The organism is Trichocoleus sp. DQ-A3 (assembly GCF_039961975.1).
Lineage (GTDB): Bacteria > Cyanobacteriota > Cyanobacteriia > Cyanobacteriales > FACHB-T130 > FACHB-T130.
Window position 1 is genome coordinate 106494 of the sequence record NZ_JAMPKC010000007.1, and the last position, 12650, is coordinate 119143.

General features: G+C 47.5%; 9 protein-coding genes. 4 read left to right on the top strand and 5 right to left on the bottom strand.

Annotated features, from left to right (window positions below; genetic code table 11):
- Positions 1–923: 923 nt before the first annotated feature.
- On the bottom strand, positions 924–1442 hold the full coding sequence (ilvN, locus tag NDI44_RS13735) for an acetolactate synthase small subunit (protein ID WP_190410342.1): 519 nt from the start codon (positions 1440–1442) through the stop codon (positions 924–926).
- Positions 1443–1775: 333 nt separating this feature from the next.
- Between ilvN and NDI44_RS13740 the strand changes: the two genes are divergently transcribed.
- Entirely contained in the window at positions 1776–2144 is a 369-nt protein-coding gene (locus tag NDI44_RS13740) for a BON domain-containing protein (protein WP_190410343.1), read from the top strand.
- A gap of 77 nt (positions 2145–2221) precedes the next feature.
- On the opposite strand, the gene NDI44_RS13745 is transcribed toward NDI44_RS13740, so the two are convergent.
- Positions 2222–3172 (bottom strand): alpha/beta fold hydrolase, encoded by a 951-nt coding sequence (locus tag NDI44_RS13745; RefSeq protein WP_190410344.1) that lies wholly within the window; start codon positions 3170–3172, stop codon positions 2222–2224.
- Between the two features lie 450 nt (positions 3173–3622).
- On the opposite strand from NDI44_RS13745, the gene infC reads away from it, so the two are divergent.
- The 3 genes from infC to NDI44_RS13760 all read left to right on the top strand — a co-directional run bounded on the left by infC (position 3623) and on the right by NDI44_RS13760 (position 7861).
- Entirely contained in the window at positions 3623–4156 is a 534-nt protein-coding gene (infC, locus tag NDI44_RS13750; protein WP_190410345.1) for a translation initiation factor IF-3, read from the top strand.
- 124 nt (positions 4157–4280) lie between these two features.
- Positions 4281–7253, top strand: a complete 2973-nt coding sequence (locus NDI44_RS13755) for a HEAT repeat domain-containing protein (RefSeq protein ID WP_190410346.1) — start codon at positions 4281–4283, stop codon at positions 7251–7253.
- Between the two features lie 128 nt (positions 7254–7381).
- Positions 7382–7861, top strand: a complete 480-nt coding sequence (locus NDI44_RS13760; protein ID WP_190410347.1) for a Crp/Fnr family transcriptional regulator — start codon at positions 7382–7384, stop codon at positions 7859–7861.
- Positions 7862–7929: 68 nt separating this feature from the next.
- On the opposite strand, the gene NDI44_RS13765 is transcribed toward NDI44_RS13760, so the two are convergent.
- The 3 genes from NDI44_RS13765 to opcA form a co-directional block, all read right to left on the bottom strand.
- Complete coding sequence (locus NDI44_RS13765) at positions 7930–9345, bottom strand: dynamin family protein (protein ID WP_190410348.1); 1416 nt, start codon at positions 9343–9345, stop codon at positions 7930–7932.
- A 246-nt stretch (positions 9346–9591) separates the two neighbouring features.
- Positions 9592–11037 carry a cobyrinate a,c-diamide synthase gene (locus tag NDI44_RS13770; protein ID WP_190410349.1) on the bottom strand — a complete coding sequence of 482 codons (1446 nt, stop codon included), beginning with the start codon at positions 11035–11037 and terminating at the stop codon, positions 9592–9594.
- Positions 11038–11113: 76 nt separating this feature from the next.
- Complete coding sequence (opcA, locus tag NDI44_RS13775; RefSeq protein ID WP_190410350.1) at positions 11114–12490, bottom strand: glucose-6-phosphate dehydrogenase assembly protein OpcA; 1377 nt, start codon at positions 12488–12490, stop codon at positions 11114–11116.
- Positions 12491–12650: the final 160 nt, after the last annotated feature.

The window sequence follows — 12650 nt, forward strand, 5'->3', positions numbered from 1 at the left end:
CGTTTGGCCTGCGCGTTCGATAGACAATATTCCTCTGCCAATGCTTTAGCAGTAGCGGTATTTTAAAAACGAATAGGCACAAATACTATTTTTAATCAGATGAACCGGCTTCGGAGCTGCTTAGGTTTTGCATTTGCAATTGACTGATAATTCGCCAGAATTATCGTCAGGCAGCTTTGTTATACGTGAGTTTTATGATTCCCAGAAATCGTTGATTAAAATGAGTTCCTCCACTCATTTCTGCCAAGATGTCTCTTTTCCTAGGGGCTTAAGCCAAGAGTCTTATAAAGAATCCAGATAGGGAACCATCTGGAACTGCCTACCCAGCAGGAATTTTCGGTATTGCTCCCAGCATTGGCATCCAGGAATGGTTTGCGAACCAACTAGGTTCGCAACTCCCCCTTTAGCAGAGGTTCTTGACGGCTGTTTCGGCAACTCACATCTTATTATGTAGTTATCAGAGAATAAACGATTTTTCTGATAAAAGAAAATAGTATCTGTCGTGAGCAAGAACTGAACTCTAACCGCTCCTGATACAGTCGAGTTCCTCTAATCCGAGGTAGGCATCAGCTCATCCGGAAACTTTTGCGAATGTTTAGGACAAAGTTGTACTCAAGGGGATTCCTTGCCTACTCCGGGAAGGGAACCTCTAATCTCACGCTTCTATAGCTATGCCAGTCTTTGGCTACACAGGGCAAGTAGGAAGCCAGGGAATAAGAGCGATTGGGTAGATTTCCTGGAAAGTCGTTTGGAGTACCTTACTAAAAAAGCTCCGAGCCAGACTCAGTAGACTGGAGACTCGGAGAAAATAAGCGCGAATAGAAAAGAAGAACAGATGATAAAAAGCGCGATCGCCGAGCGAGGAAAATTGATGCTTCTCTCTACTTCCCGCATCAGCAAGCTGAAAAATTCCCTTACCTCGATTAAAGCTTAGCTTCCAGAGACTTGAGAAACTCTGTGTTAACACCCGACTCGCGGGTAAGGGCGATTTTGCCGGTACGAGCAATTTCACGCAAACCAAATTTATTCAGCACTTGAACAATCGCCACCAATTTGCCTGGATCTCCCACCACTTCTAAAGTGAGCGCATCCTCCGCAATGTCTACTACCCTAGCGCGGAAAACCTGAGCCAGTTCAATCACTTCCGAGCGATTGGAGCTGGTAGCATTCACCTTCAGCAACATCAGCTCTCGTTCTACACACGGAGTATCCGTTATATCCTGGACTTTCAGTACATTCACCAGCTTGTAGAGCTGCTTGGTGAGTTGCTCGATTACCCGGTCATCTCCCGGCACGACCATTGTAATCCGGGAGATTCCGAGCTGTTCAGCTGGTCCAACAGCAAGGCTTTCAATATTAAATCCCCGACGGGCAAACAAACCGGCAATCCGAGTCAGGACTCCAGCTTCATCTTCAACCAAAACTGAAAGGGTATGTTTCATTTTATACAAAACAGGCGGAGGCGCGATGTTGCTTTCAACACGCTAAGCAATATTTTGCTTCCCTACAAGAAGCTACGTGGGTTGTAAGCAGTACGTTAGCAAAGACTTACTACCTACACGGTATGCGAAGGCAATGTTAACAGAAATTACGTTAACGAAGCTACATCTTAATGTTACTGTATAGCACCCCTTGGCTACAAAAAAACGGCTATCTCTGTATATTTAGGGATTTTTAGCCCCCGGAAAACCTTAAATCTTTTCATTGATAGATGTCTTGATTTAGCAATTTCATAATAATGGTGTAGTTCAGCTTAATTCGGAGCAAAAATACCTATGGGTTGGTTAAAAAGACTTTTTGGCATGGAAAAGCCGCAAAATGCACAAACTAATGCGGTACCAGCACCGACAGCTCAAGCTCCTGCCTCAACCGGCACTGCAAGTAGCAGCGAGACGATTCCCCCAGAGCGAGTGGGATTAACTGGAGAATATGACCAAAGCGGACTTGCCAAGCGGGTTGCTCTAGCTTTCGATCAAGATCCGGATCTGGATGATATTAATACGCTCTATGTAGCCCAAACCGGCGGCACAGTTGTGCTAAAAGGACAAGTTCCCAGCCAGCAAATTCTCAACCAAATGGTCTCGGTCGCCCGGAGTGTGGAGGGTGCCACGGGTGTCCAAACCGATCAAGTCACCATTGGCTAGAAGTTAGAGGCCTAGAAATTCGAGGCTAGAAGAAAAAATCGATAGGGTGGGAAGTGCCCACCCTACTTGGCGAAAAGCTAATCACTCACTGCTAACTGTTTTTGGGGTGTAGTAGAGCTATCTACCTGGTCTTCAGGCATCGTTTCAAGCCAGTTGAGGATAATCTGGTTAACTTCATCTGGACATTCGTCATGGGGACAGTGACCTGCATCCAGCTCAACCAACTGAAGCTTAGGGTTGATATCCCTAAACCGAGCCAGTACGCTAAAAGGAATCATTTTATCTTGCCGACCCCAAATCAAGAGCATGGGGGTGTTCAAGGTTGGCAGTAAGGTTTTGACACTGGGGCTAAATTTAGCACTGGTCATCGCTTTGAGAATGGCACCGAATGCTGCTGCCGAACCCCGATCTTGAGCAGGGCCTGCCAGAATATCTACCAGTTCGTCAGTAACAGCATTTGGGTTAGCGTAAGCGATCGCAGCCCACTTGCGGACGAAGGACGGACGCCTGACTAGATAAAAAACATTCTTAAGAATCACGGGTGAAGCCACAACACCTTTGACCCCTGCCACAACGGGGCGCAACCAGGCGGGAATTGCCTCTTCCTCCACGGAGGGATCGGGCAAACTCATCATCACAAAGCCCTTCACCATCTCTGGATGCGCGGCTGCCACTGCCAGACACACCAACGATCCTATCGAATTTCCGACTAAGACTACTGGCTGCTGAATGAAAGTCCGCCAGAAATCATAAACTTGCTCTACCCATAGATCGACTTTGTAATCTGCCTGCGCCTTCCGGGATGCCCCAAATCCCAGCATATCCAGCGCATAAACCGTGTGAGACTGACCGAGTACCGCTAGATTGTGTCGCCAGTGTCCAATGGAAGTCCCAAATCCATGCAGCAGCAATAAGGGGGTCGTCTTTTGTGTCGGTTGAGACGCCCGGATGTATGTATAGCGAGTCTGCCAACCCCGCCAAACCCAGTCTCTTTGACTGCCAATTCGATGCTGCCAATGCTGGGTCACGATCGCTTTTGCCTCAAATTAATAAGTTTTATAAACTTTATCTTTGTCTGTTGATTTCCATTTTAGTGGTTTGCTGCTAGAGCGTGTCTCATCAGGGTTTCTGAGAACTTAAGTTAACAAACCTAGACAAAACCCATGCTGTATGGCTGCACAGAAAAAGTCCCTACCCCGAACACCAGACTTACATCGTCTGCGTAAATTGCCAATCAACAGTCGTTGAGGGGGAGATGGGAGCGATCGCTTTTTGGAAGTTACGTGAACAACTATAGACAGAAACTCTCCCATACTCAGTAGAATGGCAGATACAAGGAAAGAAAAACTTGGTTTCTTTGGGAATGAAATTGAGAACGCCAGGAAGCAGCCTGTAGCCCTAGTGCGATCGCTCAAACATTCAACAACCCACTGCTATCAAAATTAACCTTATCAACTAACCGAGCAAACATAACCCTAATGCCTGTGATTGAGAAAAGACGCACTCGCGATCTACCCCAAATTAACGAACGTATTCGTTTTCCCCAAATTCGCGTCATTGACACCGATGGCACGCAGCTGGGAATTATGACGCCAAACGAGGCTATCCGCATCGCTGAAGAAAAAGAGCTGGATCTTGTCCTGCTCAGCGATAAGGCAGAACCCCCCGTTTGCCGGATTATGAACTATGGCAAATATAAATTTGAACAAGAGAAAAAAGCGCGGGAAGCTCGGAAAAATCAGCATACCGCTGATGTCAAGGAAGTGAAGATGCGCTACAAGATTGAAGAGCATGACTATCAGGTGCGAGTTAATCAAGCCGAGCGCTTTCTGAAAGCGGGAGATAAGGTTAAAGCCACGATTACGTTCCGAGGTCGCGAAATTCAACACAGCGATTTAGCCGAGGACTTGCTCAAGCGGATGGCGACGGATTTACAGGAACTAGCGGAAGTGCAGCAAGCTCCCAAAAAAGAAGGTCGCAACATGATGATGCTGCTGTCTCCGAAAAAATAGCTCAGTAGTCGGCGGTCAGTAGTCAGTGGTCAGTGGTGTGGGGAAGACCAGGCGTCGCCCGAACAGTGGTCAGTGGCAAAAAAGAAACACTGACCACTGACTACTGACAACGGACAAAATACCAATGAAACTGAACAATCGCGCTTGGTCTTGGTCCGATTGGGGTCGGGGATTACTCCAGTGGGTCAATCTTCGTCCAGAAGAAGGAGAGCGAACACTATTCATGTTCGCTTTCTATACCACAACTTCCATCGGCATCATCTGGGCAGAAGCTAGTACTGTAGCCCTTTTTCTGAAAGAGTATGGCGCAGAGCAATTGCCCCTGTTCTATATCCTCTCAGCGGGTATCGGTTCGAGCCTGGGCTTTGTCTACTCTTGGATGCAAAAGATTTTGCCTTTGCGCTGGGTAGTTGTCCTAGTAGCCTCCCTTGCAGTCATCCCCCTTGTCCTATTCCGCCTGGGATTAGATATTGTCTATTTGGCTGGCGTCACAGTCTTTCTGATGCGGCTGTGGGTGGAAGCGATTAACGTCCTCAATGACCTCAACACTTCCATTACTGCTAATCAACTCTTCAATATCCGGGAAATTAAGCGCACCTACCCCCTCATTAGTAGTGGCATCCTCGTTGCAGATGTTGTCAGTGGTTTTTCCCTCCCCCTAATCCTCGCCACCGTTGGACTGAATAACGTTTCCCTAGTTGCTGTCGTGATGATGGGGTTGGGAGCTTGTAGCCTTTTTTATCTCACCCAGCAGTACAAGCAAGCCTTTCCGGATTCTCCCGTCAGAGCCAACTTAAATCAAGAAAGCGACTTCACATCCAGGCGTCTGAGAGGCCCCTTACAGCGCTACGTCATCCCCTTATTTGGCTTCTTCATCGTCGGGCAGATTCTGTTTTTGTTAATTGATTTTCAGTATCTGAGTCAATTAGAGCTGAACTTTGACAGCAAGGAAATTGCCAGTTTCCTCGGTTTGTTTAGCGGCATCGTGGGTTTATGCGAACTAGCAACCCAGTGGTTTATCTCCAGTCGAGCCATCGAACGGCTGGGAGTATTTGTTGCCGCTATGTTGTTGCCTGTGGCAATTATTATTCTTAGCTTGGTTGCTCTCACCGGGGTTACAGGCTTTTTTCTAGGTCTGATCTTCCTCAAATTTATAGACGAACTGCTGCGCTATACCCTCATGGCTGCCCTTGGGCCGGTTCTATTCCAACCGCTCCCCGATAACATTCGCAGCTCAATCATGGCTCAGGTGCGGGGCATCGCCGAATCCCTCTCAACAGGATTTACTGGAGCGGGGATTTTAGGCATCATCAGCTTGTTAGCCTTTACCTTTCACAACCTGTCGGAGAACTCGCTGCGATCGCTCCAAAGTTGGGTGTTTGTCGCCGTTATTATTATTTTTGCCCTCCTCTGGCTGTTAATTGTTTTCCTGCTCCGATCGAGCTATGTCGGCTTGCTGGTTCAGAGCGCTCAAGGAGAACGGCTGAGCGTTTCAGATGTCGATTTGCGAGTCCTCAAGCGTGCTGTCGTCGAAACACTGGAGAAACCAGGTACGGAAGCAGATAAACGCTCTTGCATCGAACTCCTGTGCCAAATCGACTTGGAGGATGTGGGTGAAATCCTTGCTCCGCTGCTCACTCACCTCACTCCAGCCTTGCAGCGCCAGAGCCTAGAAGCAATGCTGCTGACGCCGAATCCCACTTATTTAGACCAAGTTCAGGGGCTGATTGCTCAAAAACTCAATCCAGAAGTTCTTGCTGTCGCTCTACGCTATATCTGGCTAACTCAGGAAACCCCTGATATTAGCCAGTTACAGCCCTACCTCCGCCCAAACGTAGACCCGGTGGTACGGGGAACCGCCGCCGCCTTAATATTGCGCCGGGGCACCCCGACGGAGAAAGCCGAAGCGACCAATACCTTGCGCCGGATGCTGACTCATCAACGGGAACGGGAACGAGTCATGGGTTGTCGAGCGCTGGGAGAGGCAGATTATTTGCAGGCACTGCGACTTTATATTCCTAGTTTGTTACAAGATGAGTCTTTGCGCGTGCGCTGCGCCTTGCTAGAGGTAATTTCCTCAACCCGTTTACACGAATACTATCCGGCTCTGGTGCGAGGGCTTTACTACAAATCTACCCGCGAAGCCGCTCTAGGTGCGATTGTGCGTTTAGGAGATGAAGCGATTCCGATGCTGGTCGAGTTAGCACAAGATATCCACAAACCAGATTTGGTAAGGCTACAGGCTTGGAGTGCGATGGGTCAAATTGGCACGCCGGAAGCCCTCAATCAGTTGGTGGCTCATCTAAAAACCGGCTGGGGGACTACGCGACGCAACATCCTGCGGATTCTGCTCAAAATGCCCCACGAAACCGGAATCGAGGGGGTTCTCGACCGCTTAGGTCGCAGCGGTGTTGAAATGTTAATTGAGCAGGAAATGCTGTTTGTCGGACACTTGTATGCTGCTTTAGTAGATTTGTCAGCGGATGAACCAATTGAATCTTTTTTCGCCTCAACACGAGAAGCAAACCAGTCAGCGCTCTCATTGCTACAACGGGCACTTCTGGAAGAGCAGTCGGATGTGATTGAGCGGTGTTTTTTGCTGATGAAGTTTCTTTATCCGGCTAGCTCGATTCAAGCAGCAGCGTTTAATCTCCAATCTGATTCGCCGTCGAATATCGCGCTGGGGTTGGAAATTTTGGATAATACTCTAGATATCGCTAAGAAGCGATCGCTTGTGGGAATTCTCGATCGGCGACCAGAGAAAGAAAAACTGCAAAACTTGGCAGAGATGTTTCCTTATCAACCGATGATTCAGAGCGATCGCCTGCGTCGGTTGCTGGATTTACGTCATTTTCTGTCAGACTGGCCTTTAGCGTGTTGTTTTCATGCAGCACGTCAGGCGAAATGGAGTCTGACGCCGGAACAGACGCTGGTGTGTCTGCGCCATCCCACCGGCTTTGTGCGGGAAGCAGTTTTGGCTTATTTGAGAGCCGCTGCACCCCGCGCTTTGCAGGAAATGTTGCCCGTCCTGAAAAATGACCGCGATCGCCTTGTCGCCGCCCAAGTTCAGCAGATGATGGCAGAACTGGGACAATAGAGGGACTAGAGACTCTGGACTCTGGATGATTACCCTAATGACGATGGGCTGTTCTCAAGTCTAAAGTCTAAAGTCCAAGGTCTAAAAGTCTAAAGTCTAAAAGTCCAAAGTCTAGAGTCTAGATTCCGATGTTAACCAGCGTTGAGCGCCTATTATTTGTCAGAGGCGTCCCGATTTTTCAGGAACTGCGGGATGATTTTCTGGTGCGGCTGGCTTCTGTGATGGATGAGCTATCCTTTCCAGCGCATCATACGATTTTTACCGAAGGACAAGAGGGGCGATCGCTCTATATTGTCGTTTCTGGTAGGGTACGGGTTCATTTTGGCGGTCGAGATTTGGCGCACTTAGAGCAGGGAGCCACCTTTGGGGAGATGTCGTTGTTTGATGCTGAGCCGCGTTCGGCTTCGATTACGACTTTGGAATCTTGCGAGTGTCTGATGCTGACGCAGTTGCAACTGTATGATGCGATTGACGAGACGCCAGGAATCGCGGTGAACATCATTCGTTTGCTATCCCGTCGCATCCGCGAACTGAACAACAAGATCAATGTTTATAAGGCGGAAACTCAGGAAGCAGATTTAAGTAAGGCGGGAAATTTGGGGGGATGAACCGCTAAGCAAGAAGAAAAAGCAAGGAAAAGACGCGATCGCATTTATTAGCCAAATTCTTTAACAGCTTAGTTCATTCTCTGTACTGGCTTCCAACTATCCAACGATTTCCGAATTGAAGTTAATTCATCCATATATTCATTCAGTTGAGCTTTCCGCTCCTTTAAACTTGTCACAATTCGAGGGGGATTTACTTCCGGTTTTTGGGGTTCGGTTGCCAAATGTTTTAGCTCATTCCCTAATGCTTGAATTGGCTCATTAGTTAACGTCTCTGTACTTTGGGAAGCTGCCTTTTCTTGAATATTTTCAGTTTCTACTTCCCCGCTTACAAGACGGGTATTCAGAGAATCTTCTATTGCTTTTGCAGCTTTATTGAGTTCTGCCAAAACTCCATTCAGAAGATTCCAACCTGAATTTTCAATAATTGTTTGAAGCACGATTTCTTGAATAACAGGAATTCCGCTATCTCTTAGAACTTTTGGCGCAATTTCTATAGGCTGGGGAACTCTAAATTCACCTTCCTCAGTTTCTTCTATATAGTTCCCTAAAAATACTTGGACGAACTCTTTTGTATGACTGCTAGTTGCTGTGCTGTTTTGAATCAGTTTTGCTAAAAGTCCTTTTCTAGAATTTGCCGAATAGATAATCGGACTTGAAACACCTAAGCCAATTAACTTTTGTTTCCAGATTTCAATAACTTCAGAAACGTCTATAGATGTCTTTGTCGGCTCAACCTCGTTAATAATAAAGAAAATCTTCCCTTGGTCTACTGCTAAGATTTGGCGATAATTATCTATTACTTTTTTTAAAAAAACGGATGCAGAATCATTCTCAAAATCCTTTTCGTTTAAAATAAACAAGATCGCATCAATATTTTTTAAGGTTTCTAATATTATCTGCTCCTGGTTTTTTTTCGGGGTGAATTCTACAAATATTTGCTCGTTTTCAACAGGCAGATCGCTTAGAGTAAAGCTAGCTAGAGAGGAAAGTGTACTAATTGCTTCAATTGGATGTTCTATTTCAAAGCGGATAGTTTTATCAGGATTCTTTTGATTCCGAATAACTTGAATATGCTCCAGGAATTTTTGGGCAATTTCGACTGCATCACCAGAAGCGATCGCAACAGGTTGCCGATGTCCTTCTCGATACTCTAGCAATCTATGCACTTGTCCAGAGTCAATATGTCGGATATCGGTACGGCAGACGGTAATCGCTTCAGCTTCACTTGGTAAAATATCTGCGCCTATTAAGGCATTCAAGAAAGTGTTTTTGCCTGCATTCAGAGGAGCAATAACTGCAACTTGATACTTCTGCTCTTTTAAAGCATATAACGCTTGAGTAATGTCATTTTCGATGCGTTGTAACGCCTTGGTATCGTCTTCCTCCCCTTCGCGTGTTGCTCGAATTTCTTGAAGGGACTGTAAGAGTAGCCTACCTGTGATGTAAATGCTGTCGTGTGCTGCTTGAAACTGTTCAGAAGACATAGCAATCGTCCGCCGAAAGGGGCTAGCGTAAGTTAGCTAAAGCTTACATCAGCTGAACGCAGAAGAAACAAACAAGAGTGACAGTTGCGATAGCGAAACGCTGACTTGTCAGTTCGCAGGCTACTACACGCTCAAGCATTGCAGACACAAGTCGCGATCGCGTACAGCCCTTTGGGCATGAAAACAGCGAAGCGAGGCTTTAGTCTAGCGCCAACCTGTCGGTTCGCATCCGTCCACCCATCTTTTTTACGTCTCGCTTGGCTCCTTCCCCGCTAGGGAAAAACGAAGACAATGCTTTAGAAATCGAGCCGGAATCTCCGGACAGCCGCCAAAATGAAGATGGACGTAAGAAGCATGAACGTGATGCACTGCCCATCCCTCACTGGTAACAGGACTCTTGGGATCGTACCCCCGAATTTGAAAAAGTGGCGCTTCCGGTTCCTCAGTTAGGTGAGAACGGTGAAACTCATGCCCCCAAACGGTTCCCCCAGCCGGGAGGAGGGGACTTTCTTGCAGCGCGATCGCTTGCCGATACCCTAAACTCAGGCGCGAACTCATGGCGGCTGTGGTGGGTAAAACTCCTACCATTGGGTAAGAATTTCCCTCAAAATCTACAATTTTTTCAGACAAATACATTAAACCGCCACACTCGGCATAAGTGGGCATTCCCGCCAAAATAGCCTTCCGCACTGCATCACGAGTCGCGGTATTTTCAGCCAAGTTTTGGGCAAAAACTTCCGGGAAACCACCCCCAAAATATAATCCTTGGATGCCTTCTGGTAAGCTTTTGTCCGTCAGCGGACTCCAAAACACCAATTCTGCTCCCAGGGATGCAAGTATATCTAGATTGTCTTGGTAATAGAAGCTAAAAGCGCGATCGCGGGCAACCGCAATTTTTAAGGGATCGAGGATATCCCCTGAAGGCTGGGATGAAGGATGAATTAATTCTATTTGTTGCCTTTGTTCTACCTTGAGAAGTGGCAAGAGGTGTTCCCACTCAAAGCAACTGTCTCCCAAATCCGCAAGCCGATCGATTAAAGCGTCCATCTGAGACAGCTCTGCGGTGGGCACCAAGCCCAGATGTCGGTCGGGAATGCTGATATTCTCTTGCCGCCGCAAAATGCCTAGAACGGGCAACTGCAAGGGTTCTAGAGCATCTTTGAGAAGTTGCAGGTGGCGATCGCTTCCCACCCGATTTAACACCACTCCAGCAATCTTGATTCTAGAGTCAAAAGAACGATAGCCATGAGCGATCGCTGCCACCGAACCAGATAACCGGCTGCAATCTAACACCAACAGCACGGGTAAATCCAAAAGCCGCGCAATATGAGCCGTACTTCCAAAGTCAGTGCTGAGTGCAAAATTTTCCGTTTCTTGCTCAAGATTTAACTTTTCATTCTGAATTCTCTTGACTCCGTCAAATAGCCCCATGACCCCTTCCACGAGGGCATAGTCGCTTCCGTAACGATGAGCAAGAAAAGACTGCTGCACGTAAGTTTCAGAGGTCAGTACCGGGTCTAAATTCCGGCAAGCACGACCAGTCACGTACGTGTGAAACATCGGGTCGATGTAATCTGGCCCTACTTTAAAAGATTGAATCTGGTAACTCCGACGACATAAAGACGACAGCAGGGCGAGCGTAACTGTCGTTTTGCCCACCCCGCTGCGTTCTCCGGCGATCGCTAATGCCATATTTACTCATTGCTTGTTGTTCATCGTTCATCTATGTTGCGATGAACAGTTGCTATGAACAATGAACAATTCGCGATTAACCATTCGCGCTCGCTAATTTGAGAATTGCCGCCGTGATCGCCATACTTTCTACGTAAAGCATATCCCGGCTCCAACGCCGTAACTGCTGACTTAACAAGAACTCAGCTTTTTGGTCAGACATCGGCGTTACCTGTTGAATCCGGCAAGCTTGGGCACCACCACCTGCCTCCATCCGCATACAACCCGTCGTTTCGGAACACAAAACCGTACAACAGTCTGCATCCAGGTTCGTCGAACTCAGACGTAGCGCAATCAAGTCACCCGGTATATCGCCCCAGTCAGCAGTAGGAATCCCTGCCAACTCCGCTTCTATTGTCCGCTGATCGGGAGCAACAAATTCAATCCGCTTGATGTCATAATCACCGCCTTCTTTGGTATATGAAACGGGGTGCCACTGCAACCGGCTCGCCAGCCAACCAATAAACATCAATGCTTGGTCAGGATTGCCCTTTTCATAATTAATCGTCACCTTATCCACTTCCTTAAGAGCCTCGCGGCGCTCTGGTGGATCGAAAGCTTCAGCGGTTAATTCTTGCCACGGAGCCAGCCGACGCCAATTGAGGTCGGCAACCGGAATGCCTTGTTCCAGAAGGGTTTGTACCCGCAGTAAATCATCCTGTGGTTCGTTGAAAACACAGGAGTCAACGATCACAGAATTGCAGACTGCTGCCAGCCGCTTAAACAGAGCATCATTGGGATCGGGCGTACCCTTCCACCAGAGAAACTTAGGCAGACCGCCGATTAGCAACCCACTCACAATCCCACCGATACGTTCCAAAGCTTCGGCGGTGCCTTGCAGAGTAATGTATTCGCAGCAGATCAGCGTATTATGACTTTGCTTTTGAATCGGGCAATAGGCTGAGACTTGGGCAGTCACGCCTTCATCTTCCCCAGAGACGGGACACAGGGCAATGATGCGACAGGGGTTAGCGGCAGCGATCGCATCCGCAATTCTAAAGCTATCTGAGGAAGACTGCTGACCATTACTGGCATCTGCCTCTTTTGTATTCCCATCGGAGCGCTTCTTTGCTTGCTCTACTCGCAGTCGGTCGAGGATTCCGGCATCCGTCTTGCCCGTTACTGGCAGTCCATAAGCTTTCTGAGCCGTCTTGATCGCCGCCTCTGTCAGCGGGCCATCAATTCCATCGATCGGGCCTTTGTAAAATCCTAAAGCTGCCAACAGCTGCTGAGTTTCCTCCGGTTCGTAAACCACAAAAGTAAATGTGGTTGCCCGCGTAGCCATCGGAGACTCGCCATTATCATTGTCGCTATTGTAGCTTTGCCAAATTTGATGCAGTTCCGCCTCAATTTCTGTCATTGAGACATCTTTGGGCGGTTGTATTGAAACAATCGGAAGAGATTGTGTTGCCATATTCAGTGATTGAAGAAAAGGTAATTGGTAAAAAGGTAATTGGTAATTGGTAAAAAGGTAATTGGTAAAAAGTTTTAAGTTGTAGAGACGCGATTTATTGCGTCTGAGTTTTGAATGGAAGAGTTTCTTCTAACTTCAAACTCAATACTTACAACTCTGA